Genomic DNA, 20,422 nt, shown 5'->3' with positions numbered 1-20,422 from the left:
CCTCACCAGGAGGACGCTAAGGTCATTTCATGACCACTGCTGCTCTACGTCCCGTCTACTTCCTGTCGGACAGTACCGGCATCACCGCGGAAACACTGGGGAATACGCTGCTGACGCAGTTCCCCGTGGACAACTTTGACCGCGTCACCATCCCCTTCATCACCACTCCGGAACAGGCGCGGTCGGTGGTGCGCACCATCGATGGCCTGGCCGCGGCCGGACCCCGGCCCCTGGTGTTTTCCACCGCGGTCAACGGCGAGATCCGGCAGATCCTGGCCGGCTGCAACGCTGTCATCGTGGACCTGATCGGCACCCACGTGGGCGTCCTGGAAGCGGCGCTGGGCACGCCCGCCAGCGGAGAGCCCGGCCGGGCGCACGGGCTGGGAAACGCCGCGCGCTACCAGTCCCGGATGGCCGCCGTCGAATACGCAATGGAGCACGACGACGGGCAGAGCCTGCGTGCGCTGGAGAAGGCCCAGGTGATCCTGGTGGCACCGTCCCGGTGCGGAAAAACGCCCACCACCATGTACCTGGCGCTGCAGCACGGGATCTTCGCCGCCAACTTCCCGCTGGTGGATGAGGACTTCCAGCGGGACGGGCTGCCCAAACCGCTGCGGCCCTTCGTGTCCAAGTGTTTCGGCCTGTCCTCCAACCCGCTGCGCCTGAGCCAGATCCGTACGGAGCGGCGTCCCAGCTCGCCCTACGCGTCCCTGCGGCAGTGCGGGTTTGAGCTGCGCAGCGCCGAGCAGCTGTACGTCTCCCACCGGATTCCGTACCTGAACTCCGCCACCGTCTCGGTTGAGGAAATGGCAGCCACCATCCTGCAGCGGATGAACCTCAAGCACTAGCGGTTGTTTCATAAACGTGGCGTGGCCCACATCATGTGGAAAGTCCGCTGCAGACCTGAAACTGTTAGCAGGGTTTTTTCTTCCGGCCGGCACTACCGTGGCGGCCGGCATTGCCTACGCCAAACACTGCAAAGGAGCAGCAATTATGACGACAGACGTTCTGTGGTTCTCTGAACTTGGACTCAAGGACCTGGACAAGGTGGGCGGCAAGAACGCCTCCCTGGGGGAGATGGTGCAGAACCTCACCTCGGCCGGCGTCCAGGTCCCGGACGGCTTCGCCACCACGGCAGACGCCTACCGCCGGTTCCTGTCCGACTCGGGCCTGGACCAGAAGATCGCCGACCGGCTCGTCGGACTGGACACCGACGACGTGACGGCCCTGGCCTCGGCCGGCCAGGAAATCCGCGCCCTGGTCCGGGACACCCCCTTCCTGCCCGACTTTGAGGCACAGGTCCGCGAGGCGTACCAGCAGCTGGTGGACAAGCACGCCGGCTCCGCGGACCTGTCCTGGGCGGTCCGGTCCAGCGCCACGGCCGAGGACCTTCCGGATGCTTCGTTCGCCGGGCAGCAGGAAACCTTCCTGAACGTCCGCGGGATCGAGAACATCCTGCAGGCCATCAAGGACGTCTTCGCGTCGCTCTACAACGACCGCGCCATCGCCTACCGCGTGCACCACAAGTTTGAACACGCCGACGTGGCACTCTCGGCGGGCATCCAGCGGATGGTGCGCTCCGACGTCGGCGCGTCCGGCGTCATGTTCACCATGGACACCGAGTCCGGCTTCCAGGACGCCGTCTTCGTCACGTCCTCCTACGGGCTGGGTGAAGCCGTGGTGCAGGGCGCCGTGAACCCTGACGAGTTCTACGTGTACAAGCCGGCCCTGGAGGCCGGCCGTCCCGCGATCCTCAAGCGCGGCCTGGGCGAGAAGGCCCTTCAGATGACGTACACGAACAACAGCGAGATCGGCCGCACCATTGACTTCGTGCCGGTGGAGGCTGCCCTGCGTTCGCGCTTCAGCCTGACGGACGACGACGTGGAGCAGCTTGCACGCCACGCCATCGCCATTGAGAAGCATTACGGCCGTCCGATGGACATTGAGTGGGGCAAGGACGGGATCGACGGGGGCCTGTACATCCTGCAGGCCCGCCCGGAAACCGTGCAGTCCCGCCGCGCCCCCGGCAGCCAGAGCCGCTTCCGCCTGAACGCCACCGGGCCCGTGCTGGTGGAAGGCCGCGCCATCGGCCAGCGGATCGGCGCCGGCAAGGTCCGGATCCTCACCGCGATCGACCAGATGGCATCATTCCAGACCGGCGACGTGCTGGTGGCGGACATGACCGACCCCGACTGGGAACCGATCATGAAGCGTGCCTCCGCCATCGTCACCAACCGCGGCGGACGTACCTGCCACGCGGCCATCATCGCCCGCGAACTGGGGATCCCCGCCGTCGTCGGCACCGGCAACGCCACGGACGCGCTGTCCGACGGCCAGGAAGTCACCGTGTCCTGCGCCGACGGCGAGACCGGGAGCATCTACGAGGGCCTGCTGGACTTCAGCGTTGAGGAAACCGGCGTCACCCAGCTGCCCGAGGCGCCGGTGAAGGTGATGATGAACGTGGGCACCCCGGAGCAGGCCTTCACCTTCGCGCAGCTGCCCAACCACGGCGTGGGCCTGGCCCGGCTGGAGTTCATCATCAACCGGCAGATCGGCATCCACCCCAAGGCCCTGCTGAACCTGGACAGCCAGCCGGAGGACGTGGCCGCCGAGATCCGGGAGCGGATCAGCGCCTACAGCAGCCCCCGCGACTACTACATCAAGCGGCTGGCCGAGGGCGTGGCCACCATCGCCGCCGCGTTTGCGCCGGAACCGGTGATCGTCCGGATGTCCGACTTCAAGTCCAACGAGTACGCCAACCTGATCGGCGGCCCGGCCTACGAGCCGCACGAAGAGAACCCGATGATCGGTTTCCGCGGCGCGTCCCGTTACCTGGAGCCGTCTTTCCGGGACTGCTTCGACCTTGAATGCGAGGCCCTGTCCTTCGTGCGCAACGAGATGGGCCTGACCAACGTCAAGCTCATGATCCCGTTCGTGCGGACCCTGGACGAGGCGCAGGGCGTCATCGAACTGCTTGCGGAGAACGGGCTGCGGCGCGGCGAGAACGGCCTCGAGGTGATCATGATGTGCGAGCTGCCGTCCAACGCGCTCCTGGCCGACGAGTTCCTGGAGTTCTTTGACGGGTTCTCCATCGGCTCCAACGACATGACCCAGCTGACCCTTGGCCTGGACCGGGACTCGGCCATCGTCGCCAACAGCTTCGACGAACGGGACGCGGCCGTGAAGAAGCTGCTCAGCATGGCCATCAAGGCCTGCCGGGCCCGCGAAAAGTACGTTGGCATCTGCGGCCAGGGCCCCAGCGACCACCCGGACTTCGCCGAGTGGCTGGTGAAGGAAGGCGTCAACTCCATCTCCCTGAACCCGGACACCGTGGTGGACACCTGGCTCCGGCTTGCCGGGGTATCGGAGGATGCGCCGGACAGCGGCGTGGCGAACAGCGCGGCCGTTGCCGCCGCAGTCTGACCGGTAACGCTGCTGCGTTAGGGGGTGGCTCCGCCACGGCCGGAACGCCGTGGGGGAGCCGCCCCTTTAATGCGTGGACAGTTCAGGAAGCAGCCCCAGCTGGCCAAGAAGTTCCAGCTGGTCGAAGTAGGCGTGGTGCGCTGTGATCAGGCCTGCCTCCACCCTGGCCACGTCGCAGCTTCGCACCCGGACCTGCCTGCCGGTGGGCGGAAGCGTGCCGCCCGTGGGCAGGCTCAACGGCCCGGTGTTCGTGCCCGCCACGAAACCCTCGACGATCGCCACATTCCCCGCCTCGTGAGTGGCCAACTGCTCGTACGTGACCTCAGGCATGGCCTCCCAGAAGTGGAAGAAGTAGTTGGCGATCGACTCACGCCCGGAGACCTCGCCCTGGTCAGGGGTCTGGATCACGGCATCGACGGCGTAGCAGCGTGCCAGTTCCTCCTTGTCCTTTGCATCCATGGCCGTCATCAGCCGGTCCATGACCTCGCGTGCCTGTCCCATTGCAGCCTCCCGTTGGTTCCCTGGGTCTTTGTTTCGGACGCCCGCCTTGGTGCGGCGCCTATGGAGGAAAGGTACGACGGCGGCACGCACCGCCGCGATCCCCCCACCGGGGGTTTCCGGCCGCCTCCAAAACCCCCGGTTTGGGGGATTGCCGCGCCCCCTTCCGGGCGGATACTGGACGTATGTGGGAGGAGCGCGCGGAGCGTGCCCGGCGGGACATCGCCGCCATGGCCACCGGCGGGATGGACCTGCCGGGCCTCTATGCCTCGGCGCTCGCCGTGGTGCAGCGGGAGGTGCCGTTCGAGCAGGGGTGCTGGGCCGGCGTCGACCCGGCCTCGATGGTGATGACCTCCGTGACCAACTGGCGGCCGTGGCCGGTGGGGGAGCACCAGTTCAAGGAGTACTTCCTCCGCTTTGCCCAGTCCGAGTACACCGGCCAGGAACCCAACACCTTCATGGAGCTGCTGCGGCGGCCGCGACCCATCGCCAGGATTTCGGATGCGCCGCACCGGGAGGTGGTCCGCAGCGTCCGGATCAACGACCTGCTCAAACCGCTGGGCCTTGACCATGAACTGCGGGCCGCGTTCCGGGTGGACGACCTGTGCTGGGGCGTGGGCAGCATCTTCCGGGAAGCCGGCCCCGACTTCAGCGACCGGGAGGTGGAATTCCTGGGCGCGGTCACGGCCACCCTGGCGGCGGCCACCAGGGCAGCCATCCGCGTGGCGCGCCCGGCGGGACCGGCCGCCGTCGGGCCTGTCATTGTCCTGGCCGGGCTGCACGGCGACCTGCGCGCCGCCACCCCCGCCGCCGCCTCCTGGCTTGCGGGGGTGGAGGACGCTGCACCCGGCCGCTTCAGCCAAACGCTGTATTCGGTGGTGGCCCAGGCGCACGCTGCCGCCTCCGGGACGGCGCGGGCCCGGATGCGTGACGCGGCGAACAACTGGGTGGTGCTGCAGGCCAGCCGCCTGATTACCGGCGGTGACCCCGACCAGATGGTGGTCACCGTGGAACCGGCAACCACCCACGACCTCCTGGCCCTGCTGCTGATGGCGTTCGGCGTCACTGCGCGCGAACGGGACGTCTGCCTGGAGGTACTGGCCGGAAGTTCAACGGCGGAGATCGCCCGGCACCTGTTCATCTCCCCGCACACGGTGCACGACCACTTGAAGTCGCTGTTCGAAAAGGTGGGCGTCGGCAGCTGCGGCGAGCTGGTGGCCCGGCTCACGGCCTGACGGGCATTGTGACTGGCCGTCCTACAGCCGGACGCCGTGGTTCACCCGGCGCTGTTCAAAACGGAGCGGGGTCCTGGTGGCCCAGTAACCGATCATCAGCCCGGCAACCGTGGCGCCCCCGGCGTAGGTGAACAGCGACGTCCAGGACCCCGGCTGGTTGGGAAGGGTGATGGCCAGGACGACGGCGGCCACGGCCAGGAAGATCTCCAGGGCCGGACGCAGGGGCTTTTCCCGGTAGTACGGGTGGGCGACACGGACCAGGCTGACCACCGGAAGAATTAGCACGGCGGGTGCGAAGAGGAACAGGTAGAAGCCCGTCAGCACCAGGACCAGGGAGCCCACAACCAGCAATCCCAGGAACGTGAGGATCCGGGTTACGGGAAGCCGCCCTTCGGTGGTCCGCCGGGCGAGCAGCACACCCCAGCCCGGGAGTCCCAGCAGCCACAGCCCACACCAAAAGCCTGCCCCGAGGAGCGCAAGGAGGGCCAGCACCACGCCCGGAAGCAGGAATGCCGCGGCTTGCGCCAGCGACGGCCACTTCCCGGCGGGGCCAAAGATGCAGGCGCCGATCAGAAGGTAGGCCGCAAAATACACCGGCGTCAGCGCGTCCGCCGGACTCCAGGACAGCCCGAACAGCAGGACCGTCATGGCGATCACCGTGATGCACACCGCGGCGAACGTCCAGGGGCGGCCTTCGGGTGTCATGGTCCACACCCTACCCGGGCACCGCCGCAACCCGGGCGGTCAACGGCGCAGCCCGTGGGCTTATGCCGCCTTGCGGGCGGTGGCGGGCAGATGCTGTGTGGGGTCGAACCGGTCGAAGGCCGAAGAGCCGATCACGAAAATGCCCCGCTGGGGGATCCAGAAGTCGCCCAGCCGGGTCTGGACGGGCAGCGGCTGGGGAATCCCGAAGTCCTCGCCTGCGAGCGTGGCGGAGCTTCGGGAGATGAACCACATGCGCCGGGGTTTGGCCCGGAAACCCTGCCTGTTGGGCACGCTCCCGGCCAGGCCCAAGCGTCCGGCGCTGAGCATGGGCCCGGCGGCGGAGCCCATGGCTTTCAGGAACGGCTTGTTGGCCAGGAGGGGGTTGGGCAGCGCCGTCATGAACGCGCTCATGGCGGCGGTCACCGGGGTTGACGCCAGTTCCACCTGCCACATCAGGTCCACGTCGCCTCCGATGGTTACCGTGAAGGCGTCGTCGGCAGTCCAGTCGACGCCGACGTCGCACTGGACGGCGTCCGCAAGCCCGGCAGCAAAATAGCGGGCGCAGGAAGCCTCCGGTGCGGCGTCCGCGTAGATGGTCCAGTCGCCGGAAGGCCGGCGCAGCCAGACCGAGCTATAGCCGGGCCCAACACTGGTGATGGGAAAGCGGCGCATCGCCAGCACATACCCTGAGCTGAAGGGCAAGCCCATGACGCCATAACCGGAGAACCGCTCGTCGTCACCGGGGGTGAGCCTGGCGTTTTGTTCCGCCTCGAGGGCCCGGCCCCGGATGCTCTTCATGGGTTCCCGCCTCCGCCTGGATGGTGGGGCGAGTCTACGCCGGGGCCCTCAGGGCAACAACGGGTTTTTCAACAGCAGGGCGCGGCCGGAGCCGGGGCTATGGCCGCGGTTCCGGGGGCCGCCGGTGCCGGTGGTGGAGTTCGTAGTGGTCGAACACGTCGGAGGAGGTGCTGCCCACGTGGCCGAACTTCCCGCGCAGCACATCGGCCAGGTTATCCAGTGCTGCGTAGAGCATCCGCCCGGCGAACCGAAGCTCGGCGTTGTCGCTGCCCTGCGCGTCCGAGGCCAGCTGGTGGGCGTAGGCGATGGTGGCGGGAAGCGAACCCCTCTGCTCCACCTCATGGAAGTAATAGGTCTCGTGGAAGGACAGAAGATCGATGCTCACCGACGCCACGTTTTCCGCCATCGATTCCAGCAGCCCCGCCGCGTGCCGGGCTTCAAGCGAGGCGATGCCGGACGGTCCCGCCGCTTCCCGGAACAGGTTCAACTGGTGGGCGAGCGCCCGCCGGCGGCTCAGCGCGGGGTACGTCTGCAGGATCCACGAGACGGTGGCGGTCAGCAGGCCAAAACCGGCCACGGCCTGGAACGCCATCACCAGCCGAAGCAGCGGGTGCGTGGCCACGATCTCGCCAAATCCCGCCGTGGAGAGAGCCACCAGGGAGATGTACAGCGCCTCGGCAAAGTCAGCCTGCCGGGGGATATCTGCCGAGTACGTGAATCCGCCCGGCAAATGGGGGAGGTAAAGCAGCGCCCAGCCCACGGCAGCCAGGGCTGCCCAGGCGGCGATGACTGCCGCCATGGCCAGCGGCGCGGCCACCGAGGAGGCCCCGCCCCTGAGCTTCCTGGACAGCAGCCAGAACCCGCGCATGATGGTCCGGCCCACCGGACCCGAGCCGTGGGGGTACAGCAGGGTCTGGAAGACGTCGGAGACCATCAGCAGAATCAGCCCGGCGCCAACCGCCGTCAGGAGCGCGCCCTCAAAGGTCATGCCCCATCTTAAGTGCCCGGGAGCGCAGGCTACGTGCGCGGTACTGCCGGCCGATGGGGGCATGATGGAAGGTACGACGGCGGCGCACGGCTTGGGAGCGTACTGGCTAGGCTGGCGGCATGGACTTTCATCTCCGCCAGGCCACGCCGGAGGACGCCGAAGCAGTGGTGCTCATGCAGACGCAGGCGCACGAGGAGTGCTACCCGCACCTGCTTTCAGCGGAATTCTTCCGCCACCGGAGGGACAGCATCCCGGAACGGGTGGAGCGGCGGCGGGCATTCCTGGCCACCGACCAGCCGCGGATCCTCGCCCTGGACGCCGATAACCAGCTGGTGGGCTACGCGGACGCCGGACCGGGCAGGGAGGACGACGCTCCCGAAGCGCTGGAACTCTACTCGATCTACACCCTCCGGCGGACCTACGGGACGGGCCTCGGGGCAGCGCTGGTGAGTGCCGCCGTCGGCTCCGGCCCGGCCTATCTCTGGGTGGTGGAGAACAATCCCCGGGCCCTGGCCTTCTACCTGAAGCAGGGGTTCCGGCCAGACGGCAAACGCAATACCCTTCCGCCAGAGTGGGAGTCGCTGCCGGAATTCCGGCTGGTCCGGCGGCCACAGGACGGAACCTGACGATGAGCAGGACCTACGCCTACTTCACGGTGCTGATCGGCACCATCTGCGTTGCGTTCATCCTCGCCATGATTTTCCTCCCGCTGAACCGGACGGTCCGCAGCGATGTGCTTCAGGGCTTCCTTATCGGCTTTGGCCTGGCTTTCGTCACTGCCCAGATCTACGGCAGGATCAAAGCGGTGAGGATCAACGGGTGGATCACCATGCCCGGCCTGGGCGACCCGCGCAATGGCATGCTGATGCGGGCTGCCTGCGCACAGCTGTTCCCCGGCCCGGTAAACACATCGCAGGAGGCGGTGTACTGGTGGACCAACTCGGACGGTTCGGGTGCTTCGCTGGACGGCAAGCATGACTACCTACTCCGGTTCCCGGCTGGCGGCCTGCCGCCAAATGATGCCTTCTGGTCGCTGACCATGGGGGACGCCAGGAACCGCTTCGTGGCGAATCCACTGCGGCGGTACAGCGTCAGTGACCGGTCCGGGCTGGTCCCCAACCCGGATGGGTCCGTCGACGTGTACATCCAAAGAACGCCGCCGGCTGGCCACGAACCCAACTGGCTGCCCGCTCCCTCCGGCAAGTTCATTCTTTGGCTGCGCGTGTACCAGCCCGGCCCCACGATCCTGGACGGAAGCTACGTGGTGCCGGCGATGGCCAGGGCAGAAGGCAGGCGGCGGTGAGGCTCGAGCATCTCCTGATCTTCGGGGCGGTCATGGTCGTGACCTGGTTCGCGGCCATCTACTTTTGGCCGCGCATGCTGCTGTCCGTGTTCAAGCGGGCGATCCTCGTCAAAGGCTTTGGGGACGGTCCCATTCCCGTCAACACCCTCTACACCCAGTCGGAGGCGCTCTTCGCAGACCCCCTTCATGTGCCCAGGGGTGCCTCGAAACTGGCCTCGGCCGGCGTCAACCGCGACACCCTCCTGACCCTCGGCTGGCTGGATCTTTCGAAAGGTCCGCTGGTCCTGCATGTGCCGGACATGGCAGGCCGCTACTACAGCCTGCAGTTCACCAACCCCCGGAACAACACCAATTTCGCCTATGTAGGCAAACGCACCACCGGCACCGGGGCCGGGGTCTTCCTCGTCACCGGGCCGCGCTGGACCGGTGAAGTGCCGGAGGGGATGAAGCACATTCCGTCGCCCAACCGTTCGGTGCTCCTGATAGGCCGGGTACTGGTCTACAACGGCGGCGACCTGTCCAGAGCACACGAACTCGCCGCCCAGATGCGCCTGGCTCCGGTGCCCTAAGTCTTTACAGCGCTTGCGCCAGGGCCCGGCCCACGGCCAGGCCGGTGAACATGCAGCCGCCCAGGAACGTCCCTTCCAGTGCGTTGTAGCCATGGGCGCCGCCGCCACCGAATCCGGCAGCTTCACCGGCGGCGTACAGGCCGGGAATAGGGGAGCCGTCATGACCCAGGGCCTGGCCGTCAAGGTTTGTCTGGATCCCGCCCAGCGTTTTCCGCGTGACCGTGTGCAGCCGGACGCCGATGAGCGGGCCGGCGGCGGGGTCCAGGATCCGGTGCGGTTTGACGGTCCGGAAGAGCCGGTCGCCCAGGTAGCGGCGGCTGTTGCGGATGCCGGTGACCTGGCTGTCCTTGGAGTAAGGGTTCCGGATCTCGGCGTCGCGCTCCTCGATCTGCCGCCGAAGCAGCGCAGGGTCCAGCAGCGGTTCGTCGGTCAGCCCGTTCATGCCGCCGACCAGGTCCGCCAGGTTGTCCGCCACCACGAAGTCCACGCCGTGCTCCTTGAATGCTTCGATGGGGGCGCTTGCACCGCGGCCCAGCCGGGTCAGCAGCAGCAGCTTGAGGTCGCGGTTGGTGATGTCCGGGTTCTGCTCCGAACCGGAGAGGGCGAATTCCTTTTCGATGATGCGCTGGTTGAGGATGAACCAGGAATGGCTGTACTGCTGCAGCTCCGGGGTGGTCCGGAGGAGGCGGAGGGTGCCCAGGGTGTCGTAGCCCGGCAGGCCGGGGGCGGGGAGCCTGCGGCCCAGGGCGTCGAACCACATCGACGATGGTCCGGGCAGGATCCGGATGGCATGGTCCGGCCAGATGGGGTTCCAGTTCTGGATGCCCTCGGTGTAGTGCCACATGCGGTCGCGGTTCACCAGCCGCACCCCCGAGTCGTCGGCGATGTCCAGCATCCGGCCGTCCACATGCTGCGGCACCCCGGTGACCATTTTCCGCGGTGGCGTCCCCAGCCGGGCGGGCCACCAGCGCCGCACCTGCTCATGGTTGCCGCCGATCCCGCCCGACGCGACCACCACGGCCTGCGCCTGCAGCTCGAAGCCGCCCACCACTTTCCGGTTGGAGGACACGCCCCGCGGGGAATCATCAGGAGCGAGCACCACGCCGCGCACTCCGGTGACCGTGCCGCCGTCGTACGTTAAACCGTCCACCCGGTGTCGGAAGAAAAACCGGACGCTGCCCGCCGAAGCCGCCTCCCTGGCCTTGTCCGCGAACGGTTCCGAGACCCCGGTGCCGGTGCCCCACGGGACGTGGAAGCGGGGCACCGAGTTGCCGTGGCCGCCGGCCCGGCCGTCGCCGCGCTCGGCCCAGCCCACCAGCGGCGTGAACCGGATGCCCTGTTCCCGCAGCCACGCGCGCTTCTCACCGGCGGCAAACTCCACGTAGGCGCGGCCCCACTGCTGCGCCCACTCGTCCTCGGGGAGCGGCCCGGACAGCCGGTCCCACTGCGCGGAACCCTGCCAGTCCTGCCATGCCAGCTCGAAGGAATCCTTCACGCCCAGGCGCCGCTGCATGGGGGTGTCCACCAGGAAGAGCCCGCCCAGGGACCAGAAGGCCTGCCCGCCCAGGTTCGCCGCGTTCTCCTGCTCCACGATGGCCACGCGCTTGCCGGCACGCACCAGTTCATTGCTGGCCGCCAGCCCGGCCAGCCCGCCGCCGATGATGATGACGTCCGCGTCCATGCCGTACCTGCCCCGGGATTCGAAAGCTGCTGTGAATACTGGTCAAGTTACCGCACCGCTGGGTTGCTTGCCGCCGGCCCGCCCAATTGCGATCTGCGGCGGAGTGAGGGGTTTACATGTTCACACTGGCCCAGTTTTCGGGGACAAACGGCGGCGGGAGCCACGGATTTTCGAGGTTTCGCTGTGAAAACTGGGCCACTCTGCGCGCCCGGCGTCACGCAGGGCATGTTTTCACGGCAACGGACGACGGCGGGCCCCGGGTTTCCGGGGTTTCGTCCCCTCGGGTGGGTTCAAAGTGTGCCCTGCGTGACGCGGGTGGGTCCCTAACCTTCGCTCCGGGCCGCGAGAACCAGCTTCTCGAACGAGTCGCTCCACCCGTCCCGGTGCAGGGCCAGCCGCTCCTCCGTCAGGAACGGTCCCTGCGAGAGCGCCACCCGGGTTCCGGTTGCGGTGCTGGTCAGGGACAGGTCCACCACGGTTTCCCGGTCGTCCGGCGCCGGTTCCTCCCAGGCGAAGGTGTAGACCAGCCGCCACGGCGGGTCGATCTCCAGGAACTCCCCGGAAAGGTGGAACGGCTCGCCCTCCGGCGGGGCCATGCGGAACCGGTAGCGGCCGCCCACCACCAGGTTGACGTCCACTTCCGGGATGCTGAAGCCGTGCGGGCCCCACCAGGCGGCAAGCGGGGCCGGGTCGGTCAGCAGCCGGAATGTTGCCTCCGGCGGGGAGGCCACCGTGCACTCAAGGTTCAGGACCAGGGAGGCGGGTTGCTCACTCATCGTCCCACTCTGCCACCCGCCCCCGCTCGCGGAAAGCGGGGCAGCGGGCGGTCAGACGGGAAGGGGAGGTGCCAGTGCGCCCAACTCCACCATCCCGGGTGGGTTGGCGCCCGGGCGGGAGCAGGTGATGGCGGCAGCCCTGTTCGCGTAGCCGGCCAGGGAGCGCAGGTCAGCTGAGGTGAGTGCCACCAGACGTGGCCTGGCGGCTGCCCCCAGGAGGTCCGACTGTGACAGGCCGGAGATGAGGGCGGCCATGAAGGAGTCCCCCGCCCCGACGGTATCCGCCACATTGACGGTCTCGCCCGGCAGTTCCACTCGGCCCTGCCGGTTCAGGAGGACGGGCCCATGCGCGCCTCGGGTCAGGGCCACCACTGCCGGGCCGAGCTCCAGCCAGGCGGCCAGTGACTCCTCCGGGGTCCTGTCCGGGTAGAGCCGTGACAGGTCTTCGTCGCTTGCCTTGACGATGTCACTGGCGGCGACAAAAGCCTCAACCCGGTCGCGGGCCGCGGCAACATCGGGACTGATGCCGGGCCTGCAGTTGGGATCGAAGCTGACAGTGGCGTGCGACCGGGCTGCATCGATCAGGCTCCGGACTGCCGCGTCACCGGGGGACAGGATTGCCGCGATGGACCCGGTGTGCACGTGGATGGACGCTTCCACCGCGGCAAGGGCTGGAAGCGCCGCACCGTTAAGGTCCCAGGTGATATCAAACGCGTACGTTGCGGCACCGTCCCGGCCCAGCGTTGCCGTCGCCGTGGATGTGGACGCATCGCCGCCCCTGACCGGGACAACGCCGTTGGACTGCAGGTGCTTTTCGATCATCAGCCCGTATGCGTCGTCGCCGTAGTGCGTCACCAGGCTTGTAGGAAGGCCCAGCCGGGCAGTTCCCACTGCCACGTTGAGGGGGCTGCCGCCGGGATGGGCCTGCCGGCTGCAGGTTCCCCGGCGCGGGTCATCGATGATGTCCATGAGGGACTCGCCGATCACGGTGATCAGGGGACCGCCGTCGTAATCCGGTGTGATGTGGCGTGTTGGCATGGCTGCTTCCTTGCAGGGTTCTTGCTGGGATGTGGTGCCGTGGTCAGCGGCCTGGGTAGACCACAGCCTTGAGCTGGCCGGGCTGCTTGCCTGCTTTGAGGGCTTCTTCGGATTCGGACAGGGGGAATTTTCCGGTGACCAGGATGTCCAGGTCCACCTTGCCGTCGGCGATGAGCTGGATGGCCAGCGGCCAGGTATTGGTGTAGCGGAAGACGCCGGAGAGCCAGATCTCACGGTTCTGGATGTAGCTGACAGGGAGTTCAACGTCGTCAGCGCCCAGTCCCACCAGGATGACGCGGCCCGCCGGGGCCACGGCCTTAATCCCGGAACGGACCGCCTGCGGTGCACCGGAAGCGTCAATGAACGCGTCGACGTCGAGCCCCTCCACGATGTCCGTCCGGGCGTTCAGCGCGTGTGTGGCCCCATGCTGGAGGGCGAACGCGAGCCGGTCCTCGGCGATGTCGCTGATGTAGATTTCGGTGGCGCCGAATGCCCGCGCGGCCTGGGCGGCGATGATCCCGATCGGTCCGGCGCCGGCGATCAGGACCCTGCTGCCGGGCCGGATGCCGGCGCGCTCGCAGGCCCACAGGCCCACGGAGAGTGGCTCGATGAGGGCTGCGGCTTCATCGCTGACGCTGTCCGGAATGTCGTACGCGAAGTCGGACTGGATGGTGACGTATTCGGCGAAGGCGCCGTCCACCGGTGGCGTGGCGTAGAACTCGATGTCAGGGCAGAGGTTGTAACGGCCCGCCTTGCACTGGGTGCATTTACGGCAGGGCCGCTGTGGTTCAACCGCCACGCGGCTGCCGATGCGGGCCGGGTCCACTGCGCTTCCGACGGCAGCGATCCGGCCGGAGAGTTCGTGGCCCAGGATCAGCGGGTGGTCCACCACGTAGGGGCCGATCCGGCCGTGCTCGTAGTAGTGGACGTCGCTGCCGCAGACGCCGACGGCGGCCACCTGCACCAGGACCTGGTCGGGGTCGAGCTGCGGGACGGGCAGTGTTTCCAGGGCCATGTCGCCCTGGCTCTTGAGGATGGCGGCGCGCATTGTGGCCGGCAGGCCGGCGGTGGCGATGGGGGACTGGGCGGTGGTGGTCATCGGGATGTTCCTTTGCAAAGGTTGAAGGGGCTACTTGACGGCGCCGAGCGACAGGCCCTGGACCAGCTTGTCCTGGGCAGCGAACCCGGCGAACAGCACCGGCAGGGAAATAACGACGGCGGCCGCGCAGACTTTGGCGAGGAAGAGGCCCTGGCCGGAGACGAAGCCGGTGAGGAACACCGGTGCGGTGCCGGCCACCACGCCGGTGAGGACACGGGCCAGGAGCAGTTCGTTCCAGCTGAAGATGAAGCAGATCAGGGCGGTGGCGGCGATGCCAGGCATGGCTACAGGGGCGATGACCTTGCGCAGGATGAGCAGCAGGTTGGCGCCGTCGATCTGGGCGGCCTCCAGCATTTCCTCGGGCACCTCGGCCAGGAAGGAGCGCATCATCCACACCGCGATGGGCAGGTTCATGGACGTGTACATCAGGATCAGGAACCAGATGTTGTCCAGCGCCCCGACGGTGCGGGCGAACAGGTAGAGCGGCAGGATCGCGGCCACCACGGGCATCATCTTGGTGGACAGGAAGAAGAACATCACATCTGTCCACTTCTTCACCGGCCGGATGGACAGTGCGTAGGCCGCCGGAATGGCCAGGACCAGGACCAGCACGGTGGACAGGATGGAGGCCGTGGCGGAGTTGATCAGGGAAGGCCACGGGCTGACGCCGGAGGTTTCGCCGAAGAACTCCCGGTACGCGTCCAGGGTCAGGGTGGCGGCGACCGACGGCGGGTTGGTGGCCGCATCCGTCTCCGAGTGGAAGGAGGTCAGGATCATCCACACCACCGGGGACGCGAACAGCAGGGCCAGGAGCCACGCGGCGATTCCGGCGGCGGTGCTGTTGCGGGTGGGGTCCATGCGGGTCTTGCCGCGGCGGCGTGAACCGGTGTTCCCGGCTGGGGCCTGGACGGTGTTGCGGGGTGCGGCGGGGGTGAGGGTGCTCATCGTGCTGCCTCCTTCTTGAAGAGTGAAAAGACGGTGCGGAGGGCGAAGGTGGCCACGATGATGGTGCCGATGACCACCACGACGCCGGCCGCGGAGGCCAGGCCGTACTCGTTGGCGTAGTAGAACGTCTGGTAGATGGCATAGGGCAGGTTGGCGGTGCCCAGGCCTCCTGCAGTGAGGGTGAAGACGGAGTCGAAGTTCTGCACGATGTAGATGGCACCCAGCAGGCCGCCGAGTTCCAGGTACTGGCGCAGGTGCGGCAGCGTCAGGTGCTGGAAGATGGCCCAGGGGGTGGCGCCATCCATCTGGGCGGCCTCCACCGTGTCCATGGGGCGGGACTGCAGTCCCGCCAGCAGGATGAGCATCATGAACGGCGTCCACTGCCACACCAGCGAGACGGTCACCGCGGCCAGCGGTGCCTGCGAGAGCAGGTCCAGCTGCGGCGGCGTGGCGCTGCCGAAGAGGGACCAGAGCCAGGTCAGGATGCCGTTGACCAGGCCGTAGGCGGGGTTGAGCAGCGCGTGCTTCCAGATCAGGGCCGCGGCCACGGGCACCACCAGGAACGGCGCGATCAGCAGGGTCCGGGCCAGTCCGCGGCCGATGAACTTCTTGTCCAGCAGCAGCGCCAGGCCCAGCCCGATGAGCAGGCTGGCCAGGACCACGGAGACGGTGAGGATGATGGTGGTGAAGATGGCCTGGCGGAGGTCGGGGTCGGTGAGGACCGTGACGTAGTTTTCCAGGCCGGCGAAGGCTGTCTTGGTGGGGCTCAGGCTGTTCCAGTTCAGGAACGAGATGATCAGCGTCACCACGAACGGAAGCTGGGTGACGACGATGAGGAAGACCAGGGCCGGGAGCAGCGGGGCACGCCGGGCCCAGGCCAGGGCCCGTTCACGCGATTTGGCGGTTCGTGCGGGTTTGGCTGCGGTATGTCCCGGGCGGGAGATGCGCGCCGTTGCGGTAGTCATGATGTTCTCCTGCGGTTCGGTTAGGGCTGCTTGTACTTGTTGCCGATTTTTTGGGCCGCTTCCTGGCCCTTGGCCAGAGCGTCGGCCACTGTGCCCTGGCCGGCGATGACGGAGCTGACGCCCTGCGAGACGTTGGTGCCCAGCGCCGCGAACTCGGGGATGCCCACGAATTGGATGCCGATGGCGGGACGCGGCTGGGTGCCGGGGTTCTTGGGATCGGCGTTCTCAATGGCGAAGCGTTCGGCCTTGAAGAACGGCGCGGCCTTCTGGAAGTCAGTGTTCTCGTAGGTGGAGATGCGCTTGCCGGAGGGGACCTTGGCCCAGCCGAGCTTGGCGGCCACGAGCTGCTCGTAGTCCTTGGAGCTGGCCCAGGCGATGAACCTGGCGGCCGCGTCCTGTTTCTTCGAGGCAGCCTGCGCCGCCCAGGACCAGGTCCACAGCCAGCCGGAGGACGAGGTTTCCTTCACCGGTGCCTGGGCGTAGCCGATCTTGCCCTTGACGGGGGAGGCGTCGGCTTCGAGGGCTCCGGCGGCGGAGGTGGCGTCGTACCACATGGCCACCTTGCCCTGGCTCATGTTGTTCAGGCACTCCGTGAAGCCGGCCTGCGCAGCACCCGCTTCACCGTGCTCGCGGACCAGTTTGGTGTAGAAATCGGTGGCCGCGGTGAACTCGGGGGAATTGACCTGGGCATTCCAGTCCTTGTCGAACCAGGTGCCGCCGAAGGTGTTCACCACGGTGGTGAGCGGTGCGAAGACCTGGCCCCAGCCTGGCTGGCCCCGCAGGCAGATGCCCTTCATGCCGGGTGCGGCGCCGTCGGCCTTCGCGGCGATGTCCGCCACCTCGTCCCAGGTTGGCTTCTCCGGCATGGTGAGCCCCTTGGCATCCAGGATGTCCTTCCGGTACATGAGGAAGGAGGACTCACCGTAAAACGGCTCGCCGTAAAGCTTCCCGTCCGTGCCGGTAAGGGAGGCGGTGTAGGCGGGGAGGATGTCGTCCTGTTCGAATGCGGGATCCTTGGCCACCGCGTCCAGCGGGGCGAGCCAGCCGTTGGCGGAGTAGAACGGGATTTCGTAATTGGACAGGGACGCGACGTCGTACTGGCCGGCCTGGCTGGAGAACTCCTGGCTGATTTTGGCGCGGACATCGTTCTCCGGCAGGATCGTGTAGTTGACCTTGATGCCGGTTTCCTTGGTGAAGTTGTCCGCGGTGAGCCGCTGGAGGTCCTCCATCTGGGGGTTGTTGACCATCAGGACGTTGATGCTGTTCGGGTCTCCGGCGGCGTTTCCTCCGCCGGCACCTGCACAGGCCGAGGCACTCAGCGCGACGCACAAAGCGCCGGCGGCCAGGCTCGCAGCGCGCATTTTTGGGCGCATTAAGGACTCCTTTGTTCTTCAAGGGATTGCGTGTGCCGTTCACGGGACGAGGTGTTCCCGTGAACTGCATGGTTCCGCCGGCGGCTGCGCCGGGGGAGAGGCTTGGGGCGGCTCCGGGCGTTTCGGGAAGCCGGAGGACGTTCGGTGTTCCTCAAGATTAGGGCCGGGCCATAGGCCACAACTAGCGCCCTGGTTGCCTGTTTCTGATACTTATTTTCCGTCCCGCCGGGAGGCCGCAGGCGCTACTCTGGGGAAGGGCGGCCGGGGAGCCGTCCGGAATTCATAACCACCGGATGCACGGAGGCCACCATGACCAGCGCGGACACCGCCCACGGAGCCACCGCCAGGCTGGCCGAGAGGCTACTGGGAATGCGGGCCAACCGTGAGGTGATCCCGCCGGATCCCAATCACTCCGTCCGGTGGCACCAGCACAGCTACCCCAGCCCGGTGGCGCGGTGGAACTACCATCCCGAGTATGAGATCCACCTGATCCGCAAGGGCATGGGAAAGTTCATCGTGGGGGACCACATCGGCACCTTCGAGGCAGGGCACGTGTCGCTGGTCGGCTCCGGGCTCCCGCACGACTGGGTCAGCGACCTGGAGCCCGGGGAGATGCTGGAGAACCGGGACGCGGTGATCCAGTTCGATGGCAAATGGGTTGAGCAGGCCTCGGCCCTGGTCCCCGAACTGGCCGAGGTGAAGCCGCTGCTGGAACAGTCGGCGCGGGGGATCGAATTCCTGGGGCAGTCTGCGCTGGCGGCCGCCCAAGCCATTGAAGCCATGGGATCCACCACGGGCCTCGCCCGGCTCCAGCACCTGTTCGAGCTGTTCGGAATCCTGGCCGGTGCCCCGGACGGGGAGCGGCGCTACCTTGCGGAAGAGTGGTTCCGGCCGCAGCTGGACAGCCAGGCCGCCGCCGTCGTCGATCTTGTCCTGGAGTACGTGTTCAGCAACCACTCCGGCAGCGTGCGGATGTCCGAGGCGGCCGCGCTGGTGGGGATGCCGGAGCCCACCTTTTCCAAGTACTTCAAACGGGCCACGGGGCAGAACTTCAGCGACCTGGTCCGCAAACTCCGCCTGGCCCACGCCCGGCGCCTGCTGGAGCGCACTGATAAGCCCGTGTCCGAGATCTGCTACGAGGTGGGCTTCTCCAACCTGTCCAACTTCAACCGGCACTTCCTCAACGACGCCGGCGAGACGCCGCGGAACTACCGCCAGCGGGTGCAGGGCTGAACGGGGAGCACACAGCCAATCAGCCGCTCGCCGCGCATTTCCTGCCGCTCGGCGCGCCAACAGTACGTTTGCTGATGATTTGCATGATGATTGCCCAAGGTAAGGGGCCCGGGTTAAACAGGGCCTTTCGCCTCTGGATCGATCAGACATCGACGTCATCGAGAAGTAAAGGGAATCACCATGGGCTTCCTGGACCGTGACCACTCCATCGCCCCACCGGGCTTCAACCGCTGGCTGGTGCCGCCGGCCGCGCTCGCCGTCCACCTCTGCATCGGCCAGGCCTACGCCACCAGCGTGTACAAGACCGCGCTGGTCAAGCACTTTGGCGCCAGCCTGACGGAAATCGGGGTGATCTTCTCCATCGCCATCGTGATGCTGGGCCTTTCCGCCGCGGTCATGGGGACCTGGGTGGACACCAACGGACCCCGCAAGGCGATGTTTACCTCGGCGATGTTCTGGGCGGGCGGGTTCCTGATCGGCTCGCTGGGCATCTTCTCGCACCAGTTGTGGCTCGTGTACCTCGGCTACGGCGTGGTGGGCGGCATCGGCCTGGGCATCGGCTACATCTCACCGGTGTCCACGCTGATCAAGTGGTTCCCGGACCGGCCCGGCCTGGCCACCGGCATGGCGATCATGGGCTTCGGCGGCGGCGCACTGATCGCCAGCCCGGTATCCCAGGCCCTGCTCAGGGCATACGATCCCAACTCCGGCGGCCAGGGCTGGGTGGCCAGCGGCGACGCCGTGGGCAAACTCTTCCTGACCCTCGCCGTCGTCTATCTCGCCTACATGCTGTTCGGCGCGTTCACCGTCCGGGTGCCCGCGGACGGCTGGCGGCCTGCGGGGTTCGACCCCGCCAAAGTCAAGGCGGCCAAGCTGGTGACCACGGAGAACGTCTCCGCGAAGAACGCCATCAAGACCAGGCAGTTCTGGTTGGTGTGGGTGGCGCTGTTCTGCAATGTCACGGCGGGCATCGGCATCCTGGAACAGGCGGCGCCCATGATCCAGGACTTCTTCCGGCAGTCCGACGGCAAGTCCCTGGTGAGTGCCGGCGTCGCTGCGGGATTCGTGGGGCTGCTGTCCATCGGCAACATGTCGGGCCGGTTCGCCTGGTCCGCCACCTCCGACGTCACCGGGCGCAAGCGCATTTACATGATGTACCTGGGCGTGGGCGCCGTGCTGTATACGGTGCTGGCGCTTGCCGGTTCCACCGCCACCGCCCTTTACGTGGTGCTCGCCTTCATCATCATCTCGTTCTACGGCGGCGGGTTTGCCACCGTGCCTGCCTACCTCCGGGACCTCTTCGGTACCTACCAGGTGGGTGCCATCCACGGCCGGCTCCTCACCGCCTGGTCCGCGGCCGGGGTGGCGGGGCCCTTGATCGTCAACAGCATCCTGGATGCGCAGGGCAAGCCCGGCCAGCTGAACGCCGTGTCCTACCAGCCCGCGCTGCTGACCATGGTGGGGCTGCTGGTGGTGGGCTTCCTGGCCAACCTGCTGGTCAAGCCCGTCGACGCACGGTTCCACGAACGCCGCCCCGAGCGGCACGAAACTTCCCAGGGAGGCCTGAAATGAGCAGCACTGCACACACCCACGGCGCACACGAGCCGGTCCGCAAGTCCACCGGCAGGCTGGTCGTGGCGTGGGTCCTGGTGGGGATCCCGCTGGCCTATGGGGTTTTCCAGACGCTGACCCAGGTAGCGGCGCTGTTCGGCTGACCCCAGCGCGGGCGCTGTTACGCTGGCCCAGTTTTGACGGACCGATGGCGGCGGGAGCCGCGGGTTTTGAAGGCTTGA

General features: G+C 67.3%; 20 protein-coding genes. 9 read left to right on the top strand and 11 right to left on the bottom strand.

Features of this window, described 5'->3' with window-relative positions; all coding sequences use genetic code 11:
* Positions 1-29 precede the first annotated feature (29 nt).
* Complete coding sequence (locus ASG86_RS09300; RefSeq protein WP_056332885.1) at positions 30-848, top strand: pyruvate, water dikinase regulatory protein; 819 nt, start codon at positions 30-32, stop codon at positions 846-848.
* A 145-nt stretch (positions 849-993) separates the two neighbouring features.
* A complete protein-coding gene (gene ppsA, locus ASG86_RS09295; protein ID WP_056332882.1) occupies positions 994-3,423 on the top strand; it encodes a phosphoenolpyruvate synthase in 2,430 nt (809 codons plus the stop codon).
* Between the two features lie 66 nt (positions 3,424-3,489).
* Here ppsA and ASG86_RS09290 read toward each other — a convergent pair whose 3' ends face one another.
* Positions 3,490-3,924, bottom strand: coding sequence for a nuclear transport factor 2 family protein (locus ASG86_RS09290; RefSeq protein WP_056332879.1), 435 nt, complete (start codon positions 3,922-3,924; stop codon positions 3,490-3,492).
* 182 nt (positions 3,925-4,106) lie between these two features.
* Here ASG86_RS09290 and ASG86_RS09285 point away from each other — a divergent pair, with 182 nt between their 5' ends.
* Complete coding sequence (locus tag ASG86_RS09285; RefSeq protein WP_056332875.1) at positions 4,107-5,156, top strand: response regulator transcription factor; 1,050 nt, start codon at positions 4,107-4,109, stop codon at positions 5,154-5,156.
* Between the two features lie 21 nt (positions 5,157-5,177).
* Here the strand turns inward: ASG86_RS09285 and ASG86_RS09280 are convergent, their stop codons facing one another.
* The 3 genes from ASG86_RS09280 to ASG86_RS09270 all read right to left on the bottom strand — a co-directional run bounded on the left by ASG86_RS09280 (position 5,178) and on the right by ASG86_RS09270 (position 7,647).
* A complete protein-coding gene (locus ASG86_RS09280) occupies positions 5,178-5,861 on the bottom strand; it encodes a hypothetical protein (protein ID WP_156386158.1) in 684 nt (227 codons plus the stop codon).
* Between the two features lie 60 nt (positions 5,862-5,921).
* Entirely contained in the window at positions 5,922-6,659 is a 738-nt protein-coding gene (locus tag ASG86_RS09275; protein WP_056332870.1) for a hypothetical protein, read from the bottom strand.
* 97 nt (positions 6,660-6,756) lie between these two features.
* Positions 6,757-7,647, bottom strand: coding sequence for a potassium channel family protein (locus tag ASG86_RS09270; RefSeq protein ID WP_056332867.1), 891 nt, complete (start codon positions 7,645-7,647; stop codon positions 6,757-6,759).
* 119 nt (positions 7,648-7,766) lie between these two features.
* Here ASG86_RS09270 and ASG86_RS09265 point away from each other — a divergent pair, with 119 nt between their 5' ends.
* The 3 genes from ASG86_RS09265 to ASG86_RS09255 are packed head-to-tail and all read left to right on the top strand — an operon-like array spanning position 7,767 to position 9,519.
* Entirely contained in the window at positions 7,767-8,273 is a 507-nt protein-coding gene (locus ASG86_RS09265) for a GNAT family N-acetyltransferase (protein WP_056332864.1), read from the top strand.
* 2 nt (positions 8,274-8,275) lie between these two features.
* Positions 8,276-8,950, top strand: coding sequence for a DUF1214 domain-containing protein (locus ASG86_RS09260; protein ID WP_056332861.1), 675 nt, complete (start codon positions 8,276-8,278; stop codon positions 8,948-8,950).
* Positions 8,947-9,519, top strand: coding sequence for a DUF1254 domain-containing protein (locus ASG86_RS09255; protein ID WP_200946215.1), 573 nt, complete (start codon positions 8,947-8,949; stop codon positions 9,517-9,519). Before ASG86_RS09260 ends, ASG86_RS09255 begins: the two co-directional genes overlap by 4 nt.
* 4 nt (positions 9,520-9,523) lie before the next feature.
* Here the strand turns inward: ASG86_RS09255 and ASG86_RS09250 are convergent, their stop codons facing one another.
* From ASG86_RS09250 to ASG86_RS09220, 7 genes are all read right to left on the bottom strand, one after another.
* Positions 9,524-11,200, bottom strand: a complete 1,677-nt coding sequence (locus ASG86_RS09250; protein WP_056332856.1) for an FAD-binding dehydrogenase — start codon at positions 11,198-11,200, stop codon at positions 9,524-9,526.
* A 323-nt stretch (positions 11,201-11,523) separates the two neighbouring features.
* A complete protein-coding gene (locus tag ASG86_RS09245) occupies positions 11,524-11,976 on the bottom strand; it encodes an SRPBCC family protein (protein ID WP_056332853.1) in 453 nt (150 codons plus the stop codon).
* Between the two features lie 51 nt (positions 11,977-12,027).
* Positions 12,028-13,014 carry a carbohydrate kinase family protein gene (locus tag ASG86_RS09240; protein WP_056332850.1) on the bottom strand — a complete coding sequence of 329 codons (987 nt, stop codon included), beginning with the start codon at positions 13,012-13,014 and terminating at the stop codon, positions 12,028-12,030.
* A 43-nt stretch (positions 13,015-13,057) separates the two neighbouring features.
* Positions 13,058-14,113 (bottom strand): NAD(P)-dependent alcohol dehydrogenase, encoded by a 1,056-nt coding sequence (locus tag ASG86_RS09235; protein ID WP_056332847.1) that lies wholly within the window; start codon positions 14,111-14,113, stop codon positions 13,058-13,060.
* Positions 14,114-14,143: 30 nt separating this feature from the next.
* A complete protein-coding gene (locus ASG86_RS09230) occupies positions 14,144-15,058 on the bottom strand; it encodes a carbohydrate ABC transporter permease (protein WP_056332844.1) in 915 nt (304 codons plus the stop codon).
* The gene (locus tag ASG86_RS09225) at positions 15,055-16,023 is read right to left on the bottom strand and encodes a carbohydrate ABC transporter permease (protein ID WP_056332841.1); all 969 of its coding nucleotides are present in this window, start codon (positions 16,021-16,023) and stop codon (positions 15,055-15,057) included. The genes ASG86_RS09230 and ASG86_RS09225 overlap by 4 nt, the downstream gene beginning before the upstream one ends.
* A gap of 20 nt (positions 16,024-16,043) precedes the next feature.
* The gene (locus ASG86_RS09220) at positions 16,044-17,396 is read right to left on the bottom strand and encodes an ABC transporter substrate-binding protein (RefSeq protein WP_056332839.1); all 1,353 of its coding nucleotides are present in this window, start codon (positions 17,394-17,396) and stop codon (positions 16,044-16,046) included.
* 309 nt (positions 17,397-17,705) lie between these two features.
* On the opposite strand from ASG86_RS09220, the gene ASG86_RS09215 reads away from it, so the two are divergent.
* The 3 genes from ASG86_RS09215 (at position 17,706) to ASG86_RS20750 (ending at position 20,344) form a co-directional block, all read left to right on the top strand.
* Positions 17,706-18,629 carry an AraC family transcriptional regulator gene (locus ASG86_RS09215; RefSeq protein ID WP_082566730.1) on the top strand — a complete coding sequence of 308 codons (924 nt, stop codon included), beginning with the start codon at positions 17,706-17,708 and terminating at the stop codon, positions 18,627-18,629.
* 180 nt (positions 18,630-18,809) lie between these two features.
* Entirely contained in the window at positions 18,810-20,201 is a 1,392-nt protein-coding gene (locus tag ASG86_RS09210) for an OFA family MFS transporter (RefSeq protein ID WP_056332837.1), read from the top strand.
* Entirely contained in the window at positions 20,198-20,344 is a 147-nt protein-coding gene (locus ASG86_RS20750; protein WP_200946213.1) for an MFS transporter small subunit, read from the top strand. The genes ASG86_RS09210 and ASG86_RS20750 overlap by 4 nt, the downstream gene beginning before the upstream one ends.
* The last annotated feature ends 78 nt before the right edge of the window (positions 20,345-20,422 follow it).

This window comes from Arthrobacter sp. Soil764 (assembly GCF_001428075.1).
Classification (GTDB): domain Bacteria; phylum Actinomycetota; class Actinomycetes; order Actinomycetales; family Micrococcaceae; genus Arthrobacter.
The sequence above is the reverse complement of the archived record's forward strand: the minus strand, read 5'-3'. Positions and strand labels throughout refer to the sequence as shown.

What these genes read in the sequence shown, in the direction of transcription:
- ASG86_RS09300 (WP_056332885.1), top strand. Translation starts at nt 30, where the DNA reads ATGACCACTGCTGCTCTACGTCCCGTCTACTTCCTGTCGGACAGTACC.
- ppsA (WP_056332882.1), top strand. Translation starts at nt 994, where the DNA reads ATGACGACAGACGTTCTGTGGTTCTCTGAACTTGGACTCAAGGACCTG.
- ASG86_RS09290 (WP_056332879.1), bottom strand. Translation starts at nt 3,924, where the DNA reads ATGGGACAGGCACGCGAGGTCATGGACCGGCTGATGACGGCCATGGAT.
- ASG86_RS09285 (WP_056332875.1), top strand. Translation starts at nt 4,107, where the DNA reads ATGTGGGAGGAGCGCGCGGAGCGTGCCCGGCGGGACATCGCCGCCATG.
- ASG86_RS09280 (WP_156386158.1), bottom strand. Translation starts at nt 5,861, where the DNA reads ATGACACCCGAAGGCCGCCCCTGGACGTTCGCCGCGGTGTGCATCACG.
- ASG86_RS09275 (WP_056332870.1), bottom strand. Translation starts at nt 6,659, where the DNA reads ATGAAGAGCATCCGGGGCCGGGCCCTCGAGGCGGAACAAAACGCCAGG.
- ASG86_RS09270 (WP_056332867.1), bottom strand. Translation starts at nt 7,647, where the DNA reads ATGACCTTTGAGGGCGCGCTCCTGACGGCGGTTGGCGCCGGGCTGATT.
- ASG86_RS09265 (WP_056332864.1), top strand. Translation starts at nt 7,767, where the DNA reads ATGGACTTTCATCTCCGCCAGGCCACGCCGGAGGACGCCGAAGCAGTG.
- ASG86_RS09260 (WP_056332861.1), top strand. Translation starts at nt 8,276, where the DNA reads ATGAGCAGGACCTACGCCTACTTCACGGTGCTGATCGGCACCATCTGC.
- ASG86_RS09250 (WP_056332856.1), bottom strand. Translation starts at nt 11,200, where the DNA reads ATGGACGCGGACGTCATCATCATCGGCGGCGGGCTGGCCGGGCTGGCG.
- ASG86_RS09245 (WP_056332853.1), bottom strand. Translation starts at nt 11,976, where the DNA reads ATGAGTGAGCAACCCGCCTCCCTGGTCCTGAACCTTGAGTGCACGGTG.
- ASG86_RS09240 (WP_056332850.1), bottom strand. Translation starts at nt 13,014, where the DNA reads ATGCCAACACGCCACATCACACCGGATTACGACGGCGGTCCCCTGATC.
- ASG86_RS09235 (WP_056332847.1), bottom strand. Translation starts at nt 14,113, where the DNA reads ATGACCACCACCGCCCAGTCCCCCATCGCCACCGCCGGCCTGCCGGCC.
- ASG86_RS09230 (WP_056332844.1), bottom strand. Translation starts at nt 15,058, where the DNA reads ATGAGCACCCTCACCCCCGCCGCACCCCGCAACACCGTCCAGGCCCCA.
- ASG86_RS09225 (WP_056332841.1), bottom strand. Translation starts at nt 16,023, where the DNA reads ATGACTACCGCAACGGCGCGCATCTCCCGCCCGGGACATACCGCAGCC.
- ASG86_RS09220 (WP_056332839.1), bottom strand. Translation starts at nt 17,396, where the DNA reads ATGCGCCCAAAAATGCGCGCTGCGAGCCTGGCCGCCGGCGCTTTGTGC.
- ASG86_RS09215 (WP_082566730.1), top strand. Translation starts at nt 17,706, where the DNA reads ATGACCAGCGCGGACACCGCCCACGGAGCCACCGCCAGGCTGGCCGAG.
- ASG86_RS09210 (WP_056332837.1), top strand. Translation starts at nt 18,810, where the DNA reads ATGGGCTTCCTGGACCGTGACCACTCCATCGCCCCACCGGGCTTCAAC.
- ASG86_RS20750 (WP_200946213.1), top strand. Translation starts at nt 20,198, where the DNA reads ATGAGCAGCACTGCACACACCCACGGCGCACACGAGCCGGTCCGCAAG.